Here is a 22,953-nt window from a genome sequence, read left to right on the forward strand (position 1 = left end):
GAGTTCGGCCAGCGAGATCATGATGGCCCAGAGGGTGGGCTGGACGATGTCGACGCGTTGGAGGGCGTCTTCGTCGTCGAGGACGTCGAGGAGTGTCCAGTCGGTGTAGGGGGCGAGGGCTTGTGCGCATGCGCGCATGCGGTCGGCGAAGACGGGGTTGGTGTCGAGGAGTTCGAGGGCCATGCCGGTCCACTGCGACCCCTGGCCCGGGAAGACGAAGACCACGTCGCCGGGTGTGGTGGTGCCTTGTACGAGGCCTGGTGCGGGTTTGCCGTCGGCCAGTGCGTCCAGTCCGTGGAGGAGTTCGTCGCGGTCGGTGCCGATGATGACGGCGCGGTGGGAGAGTGTCGCTCGTGTCGAGGCCAGGGACCAGCCGACGTCGGCCGGATGCGGGTCCGCGTCCGAGGTGACGAACGACCGCAGCCTCTCGGCCTGCGCACGCAGCCCTGCGTCGCCGTGACCCGAGAGCAGCCACGGGAGCACGCTCCATGAAACAGGGGGCCTCTCCACCGGCTCCGTTTCCTCGGGTGCCTGTTCGAGGATGACGTGGGCGTTGGTGCCGCTGACGCCGAAGGAGGAGACACCGGCGCGGCGTGGGGCTGCCGTCTCGGGCCAGTCGGTCCGCTCGGTGAGCAGTTCAACCGAGCCAGCCGACCAGTCGACGTGCGGGGTGGGCTCGTCGACGTGGAGGGTCTGCGGCAGTACGCCGTGGCGCATCGCCATGACCATCTTGATGACCCCGGCGACGCCGGCGGCGGCCTGGGTGTGCCCGATGTTGGACTTGACCGAGCCGAGGAGGAGGGGCCGGCCGGTGTCGCGGTCCTGGCCGTAGGTGGCGAGGAGCGCCTGCGCCTCGATGGGATCACCGAGGGTGGTGCCGGTACCGTGGGCCTCCACCGCGTCCACGTCCTGCGGAGTGAGGCCGGCGGTCGCCAGAGCCTGGCGGATGACGCGCTGCTGGGAGGGGCCGTTGGGGGCGGTGAGGCCGTTGGAGGCGCCGTCCTGGTTGACGGCGGAGCCCCGGACCACGGCCAGCACCTGATGCCCGTTGCGACGCGCGTCGGACAGCCGCTCCACCAGCAGCATGCCGACACCCTCGGCCCACCCCGTACCGTCCGCGGCAGCCGCGAAGGACTTGCAGCGGCCGTCCGCCGCGAGCCCTCGCTGACGGGAGAACTCGACGAACATGCCGGGGGTGGCCATGACACACACCCCACCCGCCAGGGCGAGCGAGCACTCGCCCGACCGCAGGGACTGGACGGCGAGGTGCAGGGCGACGAGCGACGACGAACACGCCGTGTCCACCGTCACCGCCGGACCCTCCAGCCCCAGGGTGTACGAGACCCGGCCCGAGGCGACGCTCGCCGAGCTGCCGGTCAGCTGGTAGCCCTCGGCCGAATCTCCGGCGCCGGTCGCGTACCCGGCCGACGAGGCGCCGACGAACACTCCGGTGCGGCTGCCGCCGAGCGACCGCGCGGGGATGCCCGCGCGTTCGATCGCCTCCCAGGACGCCTCCAGCAGCAGCCGCTGCTGCGGGTCCATCGCCGCCGCCTCACGTGGCGAGACGCCGAAGAATCCGGCGTCGAACCCGGTGGCGTCGTGGAGGAAGCCGCCGTCCCGGGCGTAGGACGTCCCCGGCTGGTCGGGGTCGGGGTGGTACAGGCCTTCGAGGTCCCAGCCCCGGTCGGTGGGGAAGGCGGAGATCACGTCGGCGCCGTCGGCCACGATCCGCCACAGGTCCTCCGGCGAACGCACCCCGCCGGGGAAACGGCAGCTCATCCCGACGACGACCACCGGGTCGTCGTCGGCCATCGGCACCGGTGCGGTGGAGGCGTCGACGTCCTCGTTCGGTGCGCCGTGAACACGGCGGTGCAGGTGGCCGGCGAGCGCGCCGGGGGTCGGATGGTCGAAGAGCAGCGTTCCGGGCAGGCTGAGGCCGGTGGCCGTGCCGAGCCGCTCGCACAGCTCGACCGCGGTGATCGAGTCGAAGCCGAGCTCCTTGAACGTCCGTCCGTCGTCGACGGCCGCGGCGCTGTCGTGACCGAGAACGATCGCGGCGTGCTGTCGGACGAGTTTCAGCGCGGCCCGGGTGCTGTCGGCGCGGGTGCGGACGGACGCGTCAGCGACGGGCGCGGCGGGTGTGATGGGTGCGGCCGGTGCGAGTGAGGCGGGGGGCAGGTCGTCGCGCCGGTCGTGCGGCGGGGCGGGCAGGCCGGCGGCCGGCGCCGGTGCTTCGTCGCCTCCGACAGGTCCGGCCGCGTCGATCCAGTACGGCCGGCGCTGGAACGCGTAGGTGGGCAGTGGCACCCGTCGGCCGCCCGGGAACATCGCGTGCCACGCCACCTCGGCGCCCGAGACGTGCAGTTCGGCCAGCGCGGTGGCAAACGCCTGTGCCTCGGGGCGGTCGCGCCGCAAGGTACCCACCAGGACGGCAGGGCGGGACAGACACTCACGGGTCACGGTGGTGAGGGCCCGGTCCGGACCCAGTTCGACGAAGGCGGTGACGCCCTCCGCCTCCAGGCAGCGGATGCCGTCCAGGAAGCGCACGGTCCGGCGGACGTGCCGCACCCAGTACTCGGGGGAGCACAACTCCTCGGCGGTGGCCAGTGCCCCGGTGACGTTGGACACCAGAGGGATACGGGGCTCCCGGAAGGACAGGCCCTCGGCGACCCCGCGCAGTTCGTCGAGTACCGGGTCCATGTGCGCGGAGTGGAACGCGTGGCTGGTGCGCAGTCGCTTGGTCCGTCTGCCGTGCCGCTCCCAGCCGGCCGCGAAACCCAGTACGGCCTGCTCGTCCCCGGACACGACGGTCGCGGCCGGGCCGTTGACCGCGGCGACGGAGATCTCCGTCGCCGCGCGGCCGCCGTCCGCCATCGCGGCCACGACCTCGTCCTCGGACGCCTCCAGCAGCACCATCGCGCCCGGCCGGGGGACGGACTGCATCAGCCGGCCGCGGGCGGCGACGAAGGCGGCGGCGTCCGCGAGGGTCAGTACACCGGCGACGTGCGCCGCGGCCACTTCGCCGATCGAGTGGCCGATCAGCATGTCCGGTGCCGGTCCGCAATCCTCGAGCAGCCGGAACAGCGCCACTTCCACCGCGAAGAGCGCGGCCTGCGTGTACACCGTCTGTTCCAGCAGCCGGTCGTCCGCTCCGTCGATCACCTCGCGGACGGGTCGGTCCAGATGCCGGTCCAGCTCCGCGCAGACCTCGTCGTAGGCCCGGGCGAACACCGGGTGTGCGGAGGCGAGACCGCGGCCCATGCCGAGGCGCTGGGACCCCTGTCCGGTGAAGCTGTACGCGGTCTTCCCCGTGTTCCGGGCGACGCCCGTGACCAGACCCGGGGCCGCCTCGCCGCGGGCCAGGGCCTCCAGTGCCCGTGCCGCGTCGGCGGGTTCCCGAGCGGTGATGACGGCGCGGTGTTCGAAGTGGGACCTCGTGGTCGCGAGGGAGAACCCGACGTCGGACAGGTTCCGCGGGTGGTCCAGGTGTGTCCGCAGCCGCAGCGCCTGGTCCCGCAGGGCCGACTCCGTCGTCCCCGACACGGTCAGGGGGAGCGGGCGGCCGGCCCACTCGGTTCCCGCACCGGCCGCCGCACCAGCCCCCGCACCGGTTCCGGCACCGGTCCCCGCCGGGTCGGCGGCCCGCCCCGGCGCCTCGGTGAGGACGAGGTGGCAGTTCGTGCCGCCCATGCCGAAGGAGCTGACCCCGGCGACCAGCCGAGCGTCCGGCGCGCGCCACGGCCCCGGCGTGCGGCGGACCGCGAGATTCAGCGTGTCCAGCGGGATGCGGGGGTGCGGGGTCTCGAAGTTGAGGGAGGCCGGAAGCCGGCGATGGTGGACGGCGAGGACGGTCTTGAGCAGGCCCGCGATGCCCGCGGCTCCCTCCAGATGACCGATGTTGGTCTTCACCGAGCCGACCTCCACCGGGCCGGTCCCCACCCGGCAGTTCCCCACCGGGCCGGTCTCGTCCCGGTCGGTTCCCGCCGGGCGGGTCTCGTCCCGGTCGGTTCCCGCCGGGTCGGCCTCCACCCGGCCGGCGTCCGCCGGACGGGCCGTCGCCGCGTCGGCCGAACCCTCCCGTGCCGCGCAGGTCCCCTGCGCCGCCGTCCGGCCGAAGACACGTCCGAGGGCGTCCGCCTCCACCGGGTCACCGACGGCGGTCCCGGTGCCGTGCAGCTCCACGTACTGCACGTCCCCGGGTGCCACGCCCGCCCGTTCCTGGGCGAGTCGCAGCACGGCCTCCTGGCCCCGGGGGTCCGGCGTGGTCAGCGAGCGGCCGCCGCCGTCGTTGTTGACCGCGCTGCCCGCGACGACTCCGTAGACCGTGTCGCCGTCGGCGACTGCGCGGGACAGCGGCTTCAGTACGACGATGCCACCGCCCTCGCCGCGCACGTAGCCGTTGGCGCGCGCGTCGAAGGTGTAGCAGCGGCCGTCGGGGGAGAGCGCACCGAACTCGGCGACGTCCGCGGCACTCTCCGGGTCCAGGTTGAGGTGCACCCCGCCGGCCAGCGCCAGCGGGGACTCGCCCCGGCGCACGCTCTCCGCCGCCATGTGCACCGCCACCAGCGACGAGGCCTGGGCCGCGTCGACGGTCACGCTGGGGCCGCGCAGGCCGAGGGTGTGCGACACGCGGTTGGCGATCATCGCCCGGTGGGTGCCGGTCAGCGTGTGGTGCGAGCGCCGGCCCCGGGAGAGCATCGCGTAGTCGTGCGACGTCACCCCGAGGAAGGCGCCGACCGCCGTGCCGTCCAGGGTGGCGGGAACGATGCCGGCGTCCTCCAGCCCCTCCCACGCCAGCTCCAGCATCAGCCGCTGCTGCGGATCGAGCGCCGCCGCCTCGCGTGGCGAGATGCCGAAGAACGCGGGATCGAAGTGGTCGACGTCGTCCAGGAAGCCACCGCGGCCGAGGCCGCCGGCCGCCGAGCCCGGCAGCGTCCACCGCCCGGCCGGCACGTCGGTGACGGCACAGGTGCCGCTCTCCAGGAGCTGCCAGAACGCCGCGGGGCCGGCAGCCTGCGGGAACCGGCAGGACATTCCGACGATGGCGACAGCCTCGTCTGCTTCCATGTTGATCCTCGGGGTCCTGGCGGGATGTCTTGTCACTGCCCTGCGGGAGTCGTCCTGCCGCGCGCTCGTCAACGGACGCGCGACCGCTCGCTCCACACCTGGGAGAGCGGCCGTCCGGCGTCCGCCGCCGCGGACACGACCACGGCCACCACGTCGTCGCAGAAACCCTCGACGGTCGTACCGTCGAAGAGGGAGGCGCTGTACAGCACCGTGCCGGCGAGCGAACCGTCCTCGGCGTTCTCGTACAGGTCGATCTCCATGTCCAGGTTGAAGCGGACCGGAGGGTGACTCATCACGAACGGCTCGGCCGTCGCCTCCGCGAGACGCAGCTCCTGCGGCGGCGTGTTGACGATCTGGAAGACCACCTTCACCGGGGGGTCCCGGAACAGCGGGGCCCCGCCCGCCCAGCGGGCCGCGGCGTCGACGAACGGCAGGTTCTGGTGGGTGTGCGCGTCGGACATCCCGTCGCGCACCATGACCAGCAGATCGTGGAAGGTCGGGTCGCCGCCCAGATCGGTGCGCACGGCAACCAGCTTGGAGACGAGACCGACCATGTTCTCCAGCTCGTCGCGGCCCCGGCCGGCCATCGGCATACCGACGAGGACGTCCGGGCTCGCCGAGCGGGCGGCCAACACCAGCTTCGTCGCGGCCAGCAGGGTCATGTACAGCGTGGCGTGGGCGGACTCGCCGAGCTCGCGGGCGGCCCTGACGACGTCCAGCGGAAGGTGCCAGTGCAGGACGCCGGTGTCGTACGCGGCCACCTCCCGGCGCGGGCGGTCCGTCGGCAGCTCGGCCGGCACCATGCCGTCGTAGTGGCGGTGCCAGTACTCGCGAAGTTCCTCGAGCACGGGTCCCCGCAGCCATCGCTGCTCCCAGAGGGAGAAGTCCGTGTACTGCACGGGCAGATCGGGCAGCCGGGCCTCCGTTCCGCCGACCAGGGCGGAGTACACCTCGGAGAGGTCACGGACGAGTACGCCCCGGGACCAGCCGTCGGTGACCAGATGGTGCAGGACGAGTACCAGCACGTGGTCGCGCTCGCCCAGCCGCAGCACGCTCAGCCTGGCCAGCGCGTCCCCCGTGAGGTCGAACGGCCGGGCGGCCTCACGGCCCGCCAGCACCGATGCCTCCGCGGCGTCGGCGACCTCGGTGACCTCCACGCGGACCGGCGCGCTCGGCTGGACGGCCTGGGCGTACTCGCCCGCCTCGCCGACGACCGTGATCCTCAGGGCCTCGTGCCGGGCGACCAGGATCTCCATGGCCCGGCGCAGATGCACGGGGTCCAGGTCGCCCGAGACCCGCACGGCCAACGGGATGTTCCAGTGGCCCGCCCGCAGGATGTCCTCGAAGAACATGTCGGCCTGCCGCTGGGCGAAACCGAACGGCACCGGGAGGGAGCGGTCGCGCCGGAGCGGGACCAGCGGCGGAAGGTCCGGCTCGGTGCCCGCTGCGGAGGCACCGGCCACCGTGACCGCCAGCTCCCGAGGTGTCCGCTGCTGGAAGATCGCCTTCAGCGGTATCGAGACGCCGAACGCGGCCCGGAGCCGGGCGACCACCCTGGTGGCGATCAGTGAGTGACCGCCGAGCGAGAAGAAGTCGTCCTCGACGCCGACCCTTTCCGCGCCCAGCAGGTCGGCGAAGACGGCGCACACCGCCTCTTCCTCGGGTGTGCGCGGGGCGACGTAACCGACCTCCAGCACGGTGCGCAGGTCGGGCGCGGGCAGCGCGCCACGGTCGATCTTGCCGCCCGTGGTCAGCGGCATCGAGTCCAGGAGTACGACGGCGGACGGCACCATGTACTCCGGCACCGCGGATTCGACGTGCAGGCGCAGCGTCTCGGACAGCCGGCCGTCCTGGGCCGCCGCGGTCGGCTCGGCGACGGCGTAGGCCACCAGCCGCTTGTCGCCGGGGACGTCCTCCCGCACGATCACGGCGGCGTGCAGGACGTGCTCGTGCCGGGCCAGGATCGACTCGATCTCACCCGGTTCGATCCTGAAGCCCCTGATCTTGACCTGGTCGTCGATCCGGCCGAGGAACTCGAGGTTGCCGTCCGGCAGCCAGCGCACGAGGTCGCCGGAGCGGTACATCCGGGAACCGTCCGCGCCGAACGGGTCCCTCACGAAGCGCTCCGCGGTCAGCTCGGGCCGGCCGAGGTAACCCCTGGCCAGACCGGCTCCGGCGACGCACAGCTCGCCGGGCACACCCACCGGGACCGGCTGCTGACGACGGTCGAGCACGTACACCCGGGTGTTGTCGATGGGCTTCCCGATCGGCGCGGTGAGCGGCCAGTCGGACACGGACGCCGGCAGCGAGTACGAGGTCACCACGTGGGCCTCGCTCGGACCGTAGTGGTTGTGCAGCCGCAGCTCCCCCCGGTTCGCGCACAGCTCGCGCAGGTCCCGGTGGAGGGAGAGCGGCTCACCCGCCTGGGAGAGATGGCGCAGGGAGGACAGCTCGGGGCCGTGCGGGTCGACCTCCTCGGAGACCGCCCGCAGCATCACGTTCGGTACGAACAGCTGGGTCAGTTCCTGGCTGTGGGCCCAGCGGGCGAACGCGGCCGGGTCCGTCCGCAGTTCCTCGTCGGGGACGACGACCGTCTCGCCGTAGAGCAGGGCCGAGAAGATCTCCTGGAGGGAGATGTCGAAGGTCACCGCGGCGAACTGCGCCGTCCTGACGTCGGGTCCGACGGGCAGGGCCCGCTTCTGCCACGCCACCAGGTTGATCACGCAGGCGGCGGGCATCAGGATGCCCTTGGGCACGCCGGTGGAGCCGGAGGTGTAGATGACGTAGGCCAGGTCGTCCGGGCTCGTGGGTGTCGACGGCGCGGTGTCCGGCCGCCCGGCGAGCGCCTCGCGTTCGGCGTCGAGGAGGACGAGGTCGGTGCCCGGGGCCTCGAACAGTCCCGTGAAGCGCTGCTGGGTGACGGCCGTGGCCACCTTGGCGTCGTCCAGCACGAACCGGATGCGGTCGCGCGGATGGTTCGGGTCGATCGGCACGTAGGCCGCCCCGGCCTTGAGGATGCCGAGGATCGCCACGATCACGTCGGTGCCGCGTTCGACGCACAGTCCGACCAGGGTCCCGGAGCCGACTCCCCGGCTCTGGAGGTGGTGTGCCAGCCGGTTCGCCCGCCGGTCCAGTTCCGCGTAGGTGAGACGGTCGTCGTTGTGGATCACCGCCACCGCATCCGGCCGGCGCCGCACCTGCGCGCCGAACAGGTCGGTGAGGGAGCCCTCGGGCACCGGGCGCGACGTGTCGTTGAACTCCTCCAGGACCAGGGCGCGTTCGGCGTCGTCGAGCAGGGTGATCTCGGAGATCGGCCGGTCGGGGTCGGCCAGTGCGGACCGCAGGACGACACCCAGGTGGCGCAGCAGCCGCTCGATGGTCCGCCTGTCGAAGAGTGCCTTGCTGAACACGATGTGGCCGATCAGCCCGCCGTCGTCGCCCTCCACCAGATGGAACTCGAGGTCCATCCGGGTGAGGATCCGGCCCGGGTCGAACTGCTCGGCCCGCAGGCCGGCCAGCGACAGCCGCTCCGCCGGGATGTTGATCATCTGGAAGAGGACCTGCACGAGCGGGTTGCGCGACAGGTCGCGTTCGGGGTGCACGTGCTCGACCAGGTACTCGAAGGGCAGCTCGCCGTGGGCGAAGGCGCCGGTCGTCACGGTGCGGACCCGCCGCAGCAGCTCCCGGTAGGTCGGGTCGCCGGAGAGGTCGGTGCGCAGGACGACGGTGTTGACGAAGAACCCGATCAGGCCCTCCAGCTCGGACCGGCCCCGGTTCGCCACCGGTGTGCCGACGGCGATGTCCTCGCTGTCGACGTACCGCGCGAGTACCAGCTGGAAGGCGGCCAGCAGGGTCATGTAGAGGGTCGCGTCCTCGCCCGCGCCCAGCTTCCGGGCGGCGTCGACCAGTTCGGCGGGCAGTTCCCAGCGTGCCGCCTCGCCCTCCTGGCGGGCGATCGAGGGGCGAGGCCGGTCGGTGGGCAGCTCCAGCGCGGGTTGCATACCGGCCAGGTGCTTCTGCCAGTAGTCCAGCTGCCGTCGCAGCGCCGGGCCGGACAGCCGGTCGCGCTCCCACACCGCGTAGTCCGCGTACTGCACGGGCAGGGGCGGCAGTACGGGGGCACGCCCCGCGGTGAGCGCCCCGTAGGCCGCCGACAGCTCCCGTACCAGCACACCCTGCGACCAGGCGTCGGTGGCCACATGGTGCACGGTCAGCACCAGGACGTGGTCCTGCTCGTCCAGGCGCAGCACCTTGGCCCGCAGCAGTGGCCCGACGGACAGGTCGAAGGGCTCGGCGACCTCGGCACCGGCCAGTTCCCGGGCGGCCGCCAGCCGTTCGGCGGGCGAGGCGCCGGGCACGGTCACGACCGGGACGGGGACGGCCTCGGCCGGCCCGATCCGCTGGACGGGTTCACCGCCGTCCTCGGTGAACGTCGTGCGCAGCGCCTCGTGCCGGCCGACCACCGTCGAGACGGCCCGGGCGAGGTGCGCGACGTCCAGTGCTCCCGTGACGCGCATCGCGAGCGGGATGTTGTACGAGACGTTGCCCGGCTCCAGTTGGTCGAGGAACCACAGCCGGGTCTGCGCGAACGACGCCTGGAGCCGCCGGTCCCTGGCGACGGGAACGATTCCGGTGGGTTGTCCCGTGCGGCGGGTCCGCTCGAAGAGATTGCTCATCGCCGCGCCGAGCCCACCGGTTTTGGGCATGCCTGAGTTCCCCATTGTCCAGCCTTCTGTGGATGGTCGGGGAATGAATCCCGCCGACTGCTGCTGATGGATCGGGTCAGGCCGCGACGACCGAGACGGCGGAACGCGCGGAAGTGTCCGCAGCGGCGGAATCGGCTTCGGCGGGCGGCGAATACGGGTCGAGGCTGTCGGCCGGGTGGTATTCCACCTCGACGGTGTGGCCGAGCCCGTGCTCGACGGCGAGTTCGAGGAAGAGATCGAGCGCCAGGTGGTCCTCGAAGGCGAAGCCGGTGGAGTCGAACACCGTGCTGCGGTCCCGCCAGGATTCGGCGGACCGCGGATCGGCGCAGAACGCGGCCAGCGCGGGGCCGATGGCGTCCTCGCCCAGTTGCTGGCACTCGCCCTCCGCGAGCGCCTGCTCCAGGTGGTCGTAGGTGACGAGCGAACGGCCGAGCAGCCCCGCGGGCAGCTCGGTCTTGCCGGGCAGGTCGGCGCCGACCGCGTTCACGTGCACGTGCTCGCGCATGGCGGTGTCGGGCAGGACGGGACCGGCACCGACGCCCACCGTGGTGGCGGTGCAGATGATGTCGGACTCGGCGGCCACACGTGCCGCGGCGGCCGGTTCGATCTCCAGGTCCGGGCCGAGGAAGGCCGCCCGGCGGGCGAAGGTCGCCGCGTGGTCGGGGTTGATGTCGGACACCAGAACGCGGCGCACGTCGAACACGCGGGACAGGGCGTGCAGTTGCGTGACGGCCTGGGCGCCGGCGCCGATCAGGCCGACGGTGGTGCTGTCCGGGCGGGCCAGCAGCCGGCTCGCCACCGCGGACATGGCCCCGGTCCGGATCGCGGTGGGCACCACGCCGTCGGCGAGTGCGACCAGTTGACCGGTCACGTCGTCGAAGCGGGCCACCGTGCCCAGGATCGTCGGCAGTCCGTGATGGACGGGGTTGCTCGGGGTGTAGCCCACCGTCTTGAGGGTCATGGCCGACCCGGGCTCGTGGTGCGGCATCCACTCGATGACCCCGAGCCCGGCGGAATCCCGGGTGAAACCGCCCCGACGCGGTGACGCCCCGACCTCACCGCGGCCCAGCGCGGCGATGCCGGACGCCATCGCGTCGATCATCCGGTCCATCAGCTCGTCCCGGCCGACCAGCCGCACGATCCTGGCGATGTCGGACGCAGGTAGAATCAACGTGCTCATAAAGCCTGGGGCTCCCCACTGTCAGTTTCCGCGTCCGCGTATTCGTGCTGGGCCGACAACGACTTTTGAACAGTCCCGGAGGTGACTGATTCCTTTACGTCTTCCGGCCCGCTGGAAAACCGCACCTCCCGCCACATCATCACTGATCACACCGCCCCCTAACCAACCCCTCACAGCCCCTTCAAGGTGATGCCGTAGTCACCGTGCAATGCGTCATCGCATTCCCGAGAACCGTGAAACAGGGGAGTGCAGGGCGACGCCGGTTCCGCGCTCGCCAGTTCGGCGGCGAGCAGGCGGGCGAGCGAGGCGAACCGGAAACGCGTCCGGCCCCGGTCGTCGATGGAGGACGGGACAATGAACCAGGCGTCGGCCAGTATCTCCAACTGTTCCTCGACGGCCGCCTCCTGCGTTGCCCGGTCGGTGAGGGCGTCGGCGCCGAACTCCGGTCGCGTCATGCGGCCGAGGCGCGGCAGCAGCGCCCGTGCCTGGGGCGGCAGCTGCCTCACCGCGGCCATGAGGGTGCCGCGGACGCTCTGCGAGCCGTGGGCCAGTTCGCTCAGCCGGCGGTGCGGGTCGGCGAGGCGCGAGGCGAGGTCGCCGATCGTCCACAGCGGCCGGGTGGCCAGCCGCGCGCCCACCAGACGCAGTGCGAGGGGCAGCCCGTCGCAGAACCCGACGACCGCGCGGGCGGCCGACGGATCCCTCAGCACCGTGTCCTCGCCTCCGATGGCGGCGAGGAGCTCCACCCCCTCCCGCGCGGACAGGGAGCCCACGGACACGGTGTCACCGTAGGTCACGGTCGGCAGGCGGCTGTGGTTCGTCATGATGACCGCCGCGTGCGGGCTGTCCGGGACGAACTGCTCGACGTCCTGCTCCGCGTCCACGTCGTCGAGGACGATCAGCGTGCGCCGGCCGTGCGTGGCGATGCGGTACTGCCCGATCAGCTCGTCGAGCCGCGCGTCCGGCGCAGGCTGCCGTCCCAGGCCGCCCAGCAGCTGGCTCAGCACTCCGCGGGCGCGGCGTTCCCCCCCGCCCGTCGGTGCGGTGCGGGCGAACAGCACGCCGTCCGGGAACATGTCCACGCAGTTGTGGGCCGCGCGCACGGCGAGCGCCGTCTTGCCCGAGCCGGCCGGTCCGGTGACGAGGACACGTGCGGGAGCCGACCCGGGAGAGCGTGCCGCGACAGCGGTCACTCCCTCCTCGACCGCCCCCAGTTCCGCACCCCGGCCGACAAGGGGGGCGATGTCCGCGGGCAGCAGCACGGCCGCCGTTCGTCTCGGCCGCGCCTGACCGACCACCGCGGGCGGCGGACCGCAGGGCGGTTCCGGCGGGTCGTCGAGGACCGACTGGTACGCCTCGGACAGCTCCGGACCGGGATCGACGCCCAGCTGCTCGGCGAGGAGCGCCCGCCCCTCGTGGTACGTGAGCAGGGCGTCGGCCTGGCGGCTGCTGCGCCCGAGTGCCACCACGAGCTGGGCGCGGAAGGTCTCCCTCAGCGGATGCCGGCCGACGAGCCCCGTCAGCTCGGGGATCAGCCGGGCGTGCTCCCCGAGCACCAGTTCCGCCGCGATGCGCTGCTCCGTGGCCGCCACGTACGCCTCTTCGAGAGCCGGCCGTTCGAGCTCGGCGAGGTGATCGGTGACGTTGGACAGTGCCGTCCCCCGCCACAGCTGGAGGCCGGCCGTGAGTCTGGCCGCCGCCGTACGGTGATGACCCTGCTCGAACGCCCGGCGTCCGGCGTCGACGAGCTTTTCGAACTGCGCCAGATCGACGGCGGCGTCGTCGACGTCGAGCCGGTAGCCGCGGTGCTGCCGGGTCAGCCGCAGGTCCCCGCCCAGGTTCTTGCGCAGCTTGTGGATGTAGGTGTGGATCTGCGCGTGCATCGAGGACGGCGGGGACCAGCCCCAGAGGCGGAAACTGAGCTGCTCGTACGTGACGGATCTGCCGCGGGCCAGGAGCAGCGTGCTGAGCACGGTGCAGATCTTGCTGCCGGGCAGCTTGACCGGGTGGCCGTCGACCAGGGCCTCGACCGGGCCCAGAAGGCGGAATTCCATCCAATGCATCCCTGCTGCTAGATGTCGCGTGCCGCGTGCGGCACGCGTCGGACGCGGCGGGCACGGGCGCGGCGCCCGCTGCGACGCGGCCGGCGGGGTGTCCCGCCCGGGCGGGGGCGGGCCGAAACGGTGTGACCGGGGGCGCGGTGACGACCCCGGCGGGCTCCTCCGCGGCCACGTTACGAGACACGCGTTCGAGTGGGGGTCCGCCGTACCCGCTTGAGGGGCCGGGTGCAGGTGGATGCGGGTTCCCGGGACGGCCCGACGCCGATCCTCTCCTACCTGAGGCGTAGTCGGCGGCCGACGGCTCCTACTTCAGTCGCCCGAGAGTTGCGACCGCAGGCTGGCTCCAGTGGCGCGCGGGACGTCGAGAATGTGGTGGCCCCCCACATCGGCTGTGAAACAGGAGCGCGTTCATGGTGACCACCGCGCGGCCCGGCTGTACGGCCGGCGCAGTCGGTGAGCCGTCCGCCCCCGCGCCCCACGGAGCTCCACGATGTGGGGACGCGCCCGGGCGCCGGTTTCCCGAGCCGGTCGCGCCGTCGCCGATGTCCTGCTCACACCCCTAAGGACCCGTCACTCATGTTACGTACCGCCCTGCGCAGCGTCCTGGCACACAAGGGCCGGCTTCTGATGACGGCACTGGCCGTCATGCTCGGGGTCGCCTTCATGTCAGGCACCCTGATCTTCTCCTCCAGCGTCTCGGCGGCGTTCCAAAGGAGTACCGACAAAGGGTTCGACGCCATCGACGTCGTCGTCCGCCCGGACGACGGCACCGAGCCGGGCGGCAGCCCGCGCACCGCGCCACTCGTGTCCCAGGAACTGCTGGACCGGCTGGAGCGGGTGCCGGGCGTGCGGTCCGCGACGGGCGTCGTCTCCGGCTTCACCGCCGTCGCCGACGAGCAGGGCGAGTCGGTCGGCAACGGGTTCCTGTCCCGGGGAGGGAACTACTACACACCCGTGGACGGCGCGGACCCCCGCTACCCGATCACCCGGGGCAGGCCGCCTGGCACCGACGGCGAAGTGGTGCTGGACCGCAGGACGGCCGAGCGGGCGCACTACGACGTCGGGGACACCGTCCGCCTCTCCGTGGACGGTCCGGTACTCCACATGAAGGTGGTCGGCGTCTTCACCACCGAGGACGGCAACGTCGAGGCCGGCGGCACGCTCGTCCTCTTCGACCAGGAGACCGCCCAGCGGCTCCTGGCAGAGCCCCGCCGGTTCACCGAGGTGCAACTCGTGGCGGACCCGGGGATGTCCCAGACGGCCCTGCGGTCCGCCGTCGGGGAAGTCCTGCCGCGGCAGACCGAAGCGGTCACCGGCCGGCAACTGGCCGACGACCAGGCGGCGCAACTGCGCACCAGCACGACCACCATGCGCACCGGACTGCTCGGCTTCGCCGCCATCGCCCTGTTCGTCGCGGTCTTTCTCATCGCCAACACCTTCACCATGCTCGTCTCCGCCCGGACCAAGGAGATCGCACTGCTGCGCGCGGTCGGCGCGACCCGCCGCCAGGTGACACGCTCCGTGCTCGTCGAGGCCTCCCTGGTGGGACTCGTGGCCGCGGGAGCCGGACTGCTCGCGGGGGTGGGGATCGGCGCACTGCTGAGCCCGCTGCTGCGCTCCACGGGTGCCCTGGTCCCCGAGGGGCCGCTCGTGGTGGCACCGGCCACGGTCGTGGCCGCGCTGGCCGTCGGCGTCGGCGTGACGGCATTCGCGGCGTGGCTGCCGAGCCGGCGGGCCGCCAAGATCCCGCCGGTGGCGGCCATGGGCAGCGTGCACGGCCCGGCGACGCGCCGTGGCCTGCTGCTGCGCAACACGGTCGGCTCCGTCCTCACCCTGGGCGGACTGGCCCTGGTGCTCTTCGCCGCGCTCGTCGCGGAGGACGGCCGGGCCCTCATGACGGCCGGCGCGGCCGTACTGCTGGTGGGCGTCATCGTGCTGACCCCGCTCCTGTCGCTCCTCTTCCTCGGCTCCGTCGGCCGCGTGCTGCAACGCCTCGGTGTCACGGGCAGGCTGGCGGCCCGCAACGCCATGCGCAATCCGCGCCGGACCGCGACCACCGCGTCGGCCCTGATGATCGGACTCGTCCTGGTCACGGGCCTCACGGTGATCGCCGGCAGCGTGCAGAAGGGCATCGAGAACATGGCCACCGACGCTCTGCGGGCGGATTACATGGTCTCCATGGCCAACGGGCAGCCGCTGTCCCCCGAGGTGGAGAAGACACTGCGCGACCAGCCCCAGGTGGGGGCCGTCAGCCCCCTGCGGGCCACGTCCGGCCGGGTGGCGGGACGGTCGGTCGTGCTGACCGGTGTCGACGCCCGGTCGATCGACGAGCTGGCCCGGCTCGACGTCACGGGCGGCTCGTTGCGCGGACTCGGCGGCGACCGGGTCCTCGTCGACAGGAAGACGGCGGACAAGCGCGGCTGGACGAACGGCTCGGTCCTCGAGATGACCTACGAGGACGACACCAAGGGGCGGCTGACCGTCTCCGGCCTGTACGAGGGCAACGACCTGTTCAAGGGCGTCATGCTGGACGTCGCCACGCTCGCCCCGCACCAGCACCGCATCGGCGACTCGAGCGTGCTGCTCGAGACCCGCGGCGGAGCCTCGGCCGCCGTCGAGGAGGCACTGACGACGGCGCTCGGTGAGAACCCCGCGATCAGGGTGCAGACCAAGGACGACGTGTCCAAGTCCATCTCCAAGGTGATCAACCTGCTGCTCAACATGGTCTACGCGCTGCTGGCGATGGCCGTGGTCGTGGCGGTCCTGGGGGTCGTCAACACGCTCGCCATGTCGGTCGTGGAGCGGACCCGGGAGATCGGCATGCTCCGCGCGATCGGGCTGCACCGCGGGGGCGTCAGGCACCTGGTCCGTCTGGAGTCGGTGGCCATCTCGCTGTTCGGCGGAGTGCTCGGTGTCGGGCTCGGCGCGTTCCTCGGCTGGGCGGTGGGCAGGCTGGTCGCCCAGCACATGGTGACCTACGAACTCGTCCTCCCTGCGGGACGCATGGCGGTGTTCCTCGTCTTCGCCCTCGTCGTCGGCGTCGTAGCGGCCCTGTGGCCCGCCGCCCGCGCGGCGCGGATGGACCCGCTGGAGGCCATCCGGTCCGAGTAGCGCCACGGCCGGCCGGCGCCGCCCGAAAACCGCCCGCACCGCCTCTGACCACCGGTGCTACCGGCCAGCTACCTCGGCACTACGCACGGTCGGGAAGACTCGGTGATCGCCGGCCCGGGCCACTCGTCCCGGGCCGGCGACAACGCACTCTCATCCAAGGAGGCAACCATGAGCGTCGAGGCCAAGCAGTGGAAGAACGGCCAGGACGAGACGAACCCGGCCGGTGCCGGTTTCGGTGAGCTCGCGCTGGAGGACCTGCGCGAGGACCACAAGGCTCACTGGCTCAGCAGCGGCTACGTCTGCACCATCACCACCGAGTGCGGCTGCTGAATCCGCTCGCTGAATGAGAGCCCGCCGGGTCCGTGAACGCGGACCCGGCGGTCAATCCGAGCGGGCGGTGGCCGGGGTCCGCCCCGGCCGCCGCCCCTCTCGTTTCCCACCGGCTCCCACCGTCAGCACGGACGCACGTTTGGAGTGACATGACCGTCGCCGAAGAGACCACGTTCGCCCGCTCGGCCAACGCCGCCTACAGCCACGAGCGCACACCGGCGGAGAACCCGGGCACCGGCGGCGGGAACGCTCCGGCGGTGGCCGCCTGGCGGGAGTCGATGCTGACGTCCGAGGAGACCTTCCGGACCCGGCTGCGGCAGACGGGCCTGACGGAGGAGACCTTCGGGGCCCGGATCGGTGAGGGACCCTTCACCCCGGCGCCCGGGGCGACCGCGTGGACCGAGGAGCTCGCCGCCGCGCTGGCGACACCGTGCCTCGACGCCGTGGACCTGGCACTGAGCACCAAGCAGTTCGCCACCGTCTTCCCACGACTGCCGTTCGAGGGCCTGCTGGGCCCGCTGCTCGCCCACTACGAAGGACGGCTCTCGGACAGGCTCGCCGCAGGACCGCGGCCCGAGGCGGCACGCCGCATCGCGCACGCCCTGCGCGGCCAGCTGCTCGGCTCGCTCGCCAACCGCCTGCTGCTGATCTCCCTGCGGACCCTCATCCTGGAACTCAACGTCGCACGGGTCGACGGCCGGCTGGAGGGAGCCACCCCCGAGGAGCGCTACGACTGGTACAGCAGGGAGCTGCTGACCGAACCCGCCTACCTCCGGGCACTGTTCGACGAGTACCCCGTGCTGGGCCGGTCGATGACGGAGAGCGGCGGCCAGTGGGTCGCCCACGTCACCGAGATGCTCGGCCGCCTGGTCACGGACATGCCGGAACTGCGCGCGCTCGGACTCGTCGGCCCCTCCGCCGGCGACCCCCGCGACATACGGCTCGACCTCGGAGACCCCCACAACAAGGGGCGGTCCGTCGTCGCGCTGACCTTCGAGGACGGCAGCCGTGTGGTCTACAAGCCACGCTCGATGGCCACGGAGATGCTGTACAGCGAGGTCGTGCGGGCGGTCAACGCCCACGGGCCGCGCTTCGGCAACCGGGCCATGCGGGTGATCGAGCGGAACGACTACGGGTGGTGCGAGTTCGTCGAGCACGTGCCCTGCGCGTCGGCCGAGGACGTACCCGCCTTCTACCGGCGGGTCGGCGGAACACTGGCGAACCTGCTGTACCTCGGCGCCATCGACTTCCACCTCGAGAACATCATCGCGGCCGGAGCGCACCCCGTCCCGGTCGACCTGGAAACGGTGTTCCAGCACGCTCCGTACGAGGACGAGGCGATCACCGCCCACGAGATCGCGATGCACACGCTCTTCGAGAGCGTGCTCGCCACCGGGATGCTGCCCGCCCTGGTCTTCGGCGACCACCGAAGGGGCGGCGTCGACCTCAGCGGCATCGGCGGCGGTATGCCCCAGGAGGCGTCCAGGGCCCTGCCGGCGGTGGTCGACGAGTACCGGGACACGATGAGGATCGAGGCCCGCTTCCCCGAGATGCAGAAGTCCCTCAACCGGCCCTTCACGACGGACGGAGAGGTGCGGCCCGAGGACCACACGGAGGAGATCGTCGCCGGTTTCAACGAGACGTACGACATCCTCACCAAGAACAGCGACGCCTTCCAGGGCATCCTCGACCGGGCGGCCGACGTCGAGATCCGCCACCTCGCCCGGCAGACCCGGCGGTACGGCCTGTTCCTGACGGAGAGCTACCACCCGGACTACCTGCGCGACGCACTCGACCGCGAGCGGCTCCTGGACAAGCTGTGGGCGGCGGCCGACACCCGCCCGGGCCTCGTCCCGCTCGTCGAGCTGGAGAAACGCCAGCTGCTGCACGGCGACATCCCGTGCTTCCGCACCCGGCCGAGCGGCACCGAACTCGACGCCCCGGGATACGGACAGGTCCCCGGCTACTTCACCCGGCCGAGCCTCGACGTCATGAGCAGCCGGTTCCGGCGCTACGGAGCCGACCACCGAGACGTCCAGGAGCGCATCGTCCGGGAGACGATGAGCACCCTGGCCGGCGGCGCCTGGCAGGCACGCCGACGGACCCCGGGCGACGGGCGGCCCTTCGCCCCCGAAGCCGCGGCGGCCGCCTCCGACAGGCTCGCCGCCCAGCTGGCGGACCGCGTCGTCCTCGGCCGTACCGACTGCAGCTGGATCGGCATCAGCATCGACGGCGGACGGGAGGACGCCCTCACCTACAAGCCGCTCGGCACGGGGCTGTACGACGGCCTCGCCGGCACGGCTGTGATGTTCGGGTACGCCGCCGCCCTCCACGGCAGCGACCGGTACCTGGACCTCGCCCGGCGCAGCGCGGTACCGGTGGTGGACCACCTCAGGGACGCGGCGGAGCACGGGCTGGGCGCGTCCTGCGGAGCCTTCGACGGCATCAGCGGACTGCTGTACGCACTGGACCACCTCGCGTGGCTCACCGGCGACCCCCACTACGCCGAGGAGATCGCCGCCGCCGCACCGCTGCTGCTGCGCACGGCGAAGGAGGAGCCCGCGCCGGACGTGATCGGCGGCCTGGCCGGCTGCGGTGTCGTCGCCGCCGGGCTGTACCGGCGCCACGGTGACGCACGGTGGCGTGAGGTGGCCGAGCTGTGCGCGCACCGTCTCACCGAGACCGCTGTCGAGTCCCGGGGAGCGGCAGGCTGGAAGCCGGCGGAGAAGTCACCGCCCCTCGGCGGCTTCTCGCACGGCTCCGCCGGAATCGCCTGGGCGCTGTCCGAACTGGCCGACCTGTTCGGCTCAACCGACCTGCGGGAACTCTCCGCGAAGGCCGTGGAGTTCGACCGCCGGCTGTTCGTCCCGGAGCAAGGCCGCTGGCGCGATCTGCGCCAGGAGCAGGGCATCACGTCCGACCGGCAGCAGGAGCAGGCCGGCTGGTGGTGCAACGGCGGTGTCGGGATCGGCCTGTCCCGGCTGCTGATGTCACGCGGTGAGCCGGACGAGCGGATGCTGGACGAGGCCCGGGTGGCGCTGGAAACGGCGCAGGACTGGGGCTTCGGGCACAACCACAGCCTGTGCCACGGCGATTTCGGCAACCTCGAGCTCTTCACGCTGGCCGCCCGGACACTCCCCGACGCGGACCGGGCGGCGCACTGGCGGCGGACCGCGGAGCACATCGCGCAGGCGACCCTCACCCGCATCGACGAGACGGGCGTCCGCAGCGGCGTACCGGGCGCGCCCGTGGACGTGCCGGGCATGATGATCGGCACCGCCGGCGTGTGCATGGGACTCATGCGCCTCGCCGCTCCCGAACGCGTCCCCTCCGTGCTGTGGCTGCAGCCCCCGGCCGGCCTCGAGCCGTCGCCCCTGGGCGGGTGACCGGCCCGCGTCCCGCAACGCACGGCCCCGACAGACGATCCACCACTGAATCCGGAGTTCGTAGATGACACGGACCACCGCCCCCGCGGACCTCTACCACCACGCCCTGGCCGACGTGTACGACGTGCTGAAGACGCCCGCCGACTACGAGATCTGGGCCGACCTCCTGGAAGAGGTCCTCAAGGAGCAGGGCTGCACCGGCCGCCGCTTCCTCGACGTCGGCTGTGGAACGGGCACCAGCAGCCTGGCTCTGCACCGCCGGGGCTTCGAGGTCACGGCCTGCGACATCTCCGAGGGGATGCTCGAGGTCGCGCGGGCCAAGGACCAGGCGGGCGAAGTCACCTTCCTCCAGGCGGACATGCGCTCGCTGCCGTCCTCCCTGGACGGCTTCCACATCATCCACTGGCTGGACGACGTGGCCAACCACCTGCTCGGCCCCGCGGACCTGGGAGCCGCCGTGCGCAGCAGCGCCGGCGCGCTGGCCCCGGGAGGACTCCTGGTCTTCGACACCAACACCCTCGCCACGTTCACCGTGGGCTACGGCCTCAGGCGCCGCAACGTCATCGAACGCGACGACATCGTTCTCATCGCGACCGGGATGACGGCGAAGCCCGCCGCCGACTCCCCGGCCGAGGCCCGTATGACGGCCTTCCGGCACCAGGGCGACGGCCTGTGGGCCCGCAGGGACGCCAGTGTGCTGGAGCACCACTTCAGCGACGACACGGTCCGCGCCGCCCTCGCCGACGCGGGTCTGGACCTGGTCGGCTCGTACGGGTTCGGGGACATGACCGCCCCCGGCAAGCTGGTCCAGCCCGCCGACGAGCAGCGGCACCCGAAGATCGTCTATGTCGCGCGACGGCCAGAACCGGCCACCCGGGCCGGTAACCGAACCGTGCGCTCCGCGGAAAAATAGGGAGGCGATAGAGCGCACGGATGGAATGCGGGCATGCGACCACTGACTTTCGTCGTGGGTACCGGCCGCACCGGTTCCACCGCGCTGTCCCGCATCCTGAACCTCCACCCCGACGTGCTGAGCCTCAACGAGCTGTTCGTCTCGCTGAACGGCCCGGCCGGACTGACCGGAGAGCCCGTCGACGGCGAGCGCTTCTGGCGGATCCTCACCGACCCGCACCCGGTGTTCGACGCGATGATCCGCGCGGGCACACCCTTGCCGGAGTTCCTCCACGCCCGGCGGTCCGGCGGGCACGAGGCCGGACCCACCGGGACACCGGCGCTCAGCCTCATGGTGCTGCCGCACCTCACCGACGACCCCGACGGTCTGCTCGACGAACTCGCCCCGCGTGTCACCTCATGGCCCAGACGGCCGGCGGCACGGCACTACGAATCCTTCTTCGCGTTGCTGGCCGACCGGTTCGGGCGGCGGGCGGTCGTCGAGCGATCCGGTCATTCCCTCGCCTGGGTCCCCACGCTCCACGCGTCGTTCCCCGGGGCACGGTTCGTCCACATGTACCGCCACGGCCCCGACTGCGCGCTGTCCATGAGCCGGCACCCGGGCTACCGGGCCGCGGGGCTGGCCCTCGACATCCTGGAGCGGACCGGGGTCGACCACCTCTCCGAGCTGACCGACGCCCATGTACGGCAGCTGCCGACCGGCCTGGCGGAGGTGGTCGCCAACCGATTCGACCCCGTACGGATCATGGATCACAGCCCGTCGCCGGCCGTCTTCGGGTCGGTGTGGTCCGAAATGATCAAGCAGGGGGCCGTCCACCTGGCGGCGGTGCCCGCCGCGTCGCGGACGGCGCTGGGATACGAGCGGCTCCTCGCCGCGCCGGACGAGGAACTGACCAGGCTCGCGGAGTTCGCGGGAGTGGAGCCGCACGCGGAGTGGCTCGAGGCCGGACGCCGCCTTCTGGACGGCAGCCGCCGCGGCGCGGCTTCGCGCCTGCCCGCGCGGGAGCTGGCCGCACTGGAGGAGCGCTGCTCGCCCGGTGCCCGGGTGCTGCGCGAAGCGCTCGCCGCCACGTGAGCGACCGCCGCGGCGCCGGCGCGCGCAGCGAAGGGCCGCCGCACGGGTCAGCGAGTGGAAGGCCGGATCGGCCGTCCCGCAAGCGATTGCATTCCGGGGGAGTGGTACTGATGAACGCAGTGTTCCGTGTCGAAGGAAGGAATCCGGGAGGCAACGCCGGACGTCATGTCCGGAGCCGGGGTGCCCGGGGATGTACCGGCTCGGCGCTCGGGGCCTGTCATGGAGATTAGGCTGCTGGGCGCGGTGGAAGTGGTCGACGACGACGGGACTCCCTGGGCCGTGCGTGCGCCCCGGCTGCGTGCGACGCTCGCCACCCTGGCACTGAGCCGGGGACGGGTGACGACCTCCACCGAACTGATCGACCAGTTGTGGGGAGCGACGCCCCCGGTGACGGCCGCCGTCACCCTGCGCAACTACGTCAGGCGGCTGCGCAAGGCACTGCCGGCCCCGCTCATAGAAACCAAGTCGGGCGGATACTGGCTGACGGGCCATCAGTACGCCATCGACGTCGAGGGGTTCCAGGAGCTCGTGCGGCGTTCCCGCGCCGTCCGGCGGCACGACCCGGCCGAGGCGGCGCGACTGCTGGACCAGTCGCTCACCCTGTGGCGCGGGACTCCGCTGACCGGTGTCGGCGACTGCCCCATGCTGGACATGGAGCGCGCCCGTCTGGAGGACACGCGCCTCACCGTGGCCGAGGAGTGGTACGAACTGCGGCTGCGACTGGGTGAGCACCACGAGATCGTGGACGACCTCATGGCCGCCGCCCGCACCAACTACGTGCGTGAGCGGCTGGTCGGGCAGCTCATGGTCGCCCTCCACCGCTGCGGACGCGTCGCCGAGGCGCTCACCGCGTACCGCGTCACGCGCGACCGGATGGTGGAGGAACTCGGCATCGAGCCGGGGCCGGAGCTCCGCGACCTCGAACAGGCGATCCTGCGGTCCGACACCGAGCTCATCGAGCCCGTACCGGTCTCACCGCCGCTTCTCGCCGAGCGGCACTGAACCGCGCGGCCGTATCCCGCCGAGCGGCGCCGAGCCGCGCCCGGAGGCGGAAGCGCCCGGTCCGTCCGACGACCGCACGACGGGCGGGCCGGGCCCCGCGGCGGGCGCCGGCCCTCCGGGCACG

10 protein-coding genes are annotated in these 22,953 nt (G+C 72.3%); 6 read left to right on the forward strand and 4 right to left on the reverse strand.

Going from position 1 to position 22,953, the window contains the following annotated elements:
• The 4 genes from ACH4F2_RS04950 to ACH4F2_RS04965 all read right to left on the reverse strand — a co-directional run.
• On the reverse strand, positions 1-5,067 hold a 5,067-nt coding region (locus ACH4F2_RS04950), incomplete at its 3' end, for a beta-ketoacyl synthase N-terminal-like domain-containing protein (protein WP_398131275.1).
• A 68-nt stretch (positions 5,068-5,135) separates the two neighbouring features.
• A complete protein-coding gene (locus ACH4F2_RS04955; protein ID WP_398131276.1) occupies positions 5,136-9,773 on the reverse strand; it encodes an amino acid adenylation domain-containing protein in 4,638 nt (1,545 codons plus the stop codon).
• Positions 9,774-9,849: 76 nt separating this feature from the next.
• On the reverse strand, positions 9,850-10,953 hold the full coding sequence (locus ACH4F2_RS04960) for an ornithine cyclodeaminase family protein (RefSeq protein ID WP_398131277.1): 1,104 nt from the start codon (positions 10,951-10,953) through the stop codon (positions 9,850-9,852).
• Between the two features lie 170 nt (positions 10,954-11,123).
• Positions 11,124-13,007, reverse strand: a complete 1,884-nt coding sequence (locus ACH4F2_RS04965) for a BTAD domain-containing putative transcriptional regulator (RefSeq protein WP_398131278.1) — start codon at positions 13,005-13,007, stop codon at positions 11,124-11,126.
• A gap of 582 nt (positions 13,008-13,589) precedes the next feature.
• Between ACH4F2_RS04965 and ACH4F2_RS04970 the strand changes: the two genes are divergently transcribed.
• The 6 genes from ACH4F2_RS04970 (at position 13,590) to ACH4F2_RS04995 (ending at position 22,829) form a co-directional block, all read left to right on the forward strand.
• Positions 13,590-16,124 (forward strand): ABC transporter permease, encoded by a 2,535-nt coding sequence (locus tag ACH4F2_RS04970; protein ID WP_398131279.1) that lies wholly within the window; start codon positions 13,590-13,592, stop codon positions 16,122-16,124.
• Between the two features lie 168 nt (positions 16,125-16,292).
• The gene (locus ACH4F2_RS04975; RefSeq protein WP_398131280.1) at positions 16,293-16,454 is read left to right on the forward strand and encodes a hypothetical protein; all 162 of its coding nucleotides are present in this window, start codon (positions 16,293-16,295) and stop codon (positions 16,452-16,454) included.
• Between the two features lie 149 nt (positions 16,455-16,603).
• Entirely contained in the window at positions 16,604-19,840 is a 3,237-nt protein-coding gene (locus ACH4F2_RS04980; protein WP_398131281.1) for a type 2 lanthipeptide synthetase LanM family protein, read from the forward strand.
• A 64-nt stretch (positions 19,841-19,904) separates the two neighbouring features.
• Entirely contained in the window at positions 19,905-20,753 is an 849-nt protein-coding gene (locus tag ACH4F2_RS04985) for a class I SAM-dependent methyltransferase (RefSeq protein ID WP_398131282.1), read from the forward strand.
• A gap of 33 nt (positions 20,754-20,786) precedes the next feature.
• Positions 20,787-21,827 (forward strand): sulfotransferase, encoded by a 1,041-nt coding sequence (locus ACH4F2_RS04990; protein ID WP_398131283.1) that lies wholly within the window; start codon positions 20,787-20,789, stop codon positions 21,825-21,827.
• A gap of 219 nt (positions 21,828-22,046) precedes the next feature.
• A complete protein-coding gene (locus tag ACH4F2_RS04995) occupies positions 22,047-22,829 on the forward strand; it encodes a BTAD domain-containing putative transcriptional regulator (protein WP_398131284.1) in 783 nt (260 codons plus the stop codon).
• Positions 22,830-22,953 lie beyond the last annotated feature (124 nt).

Source organism: Streptomyces sp. NPDC017890 (assembly GCF_044328675.1).
Taxonomy (GTDB): domain Bacteria; phylum Actinomycetota; class Actinomycetes; order Streptomycetales; family Streptomycetaceae; genus Streptomyces.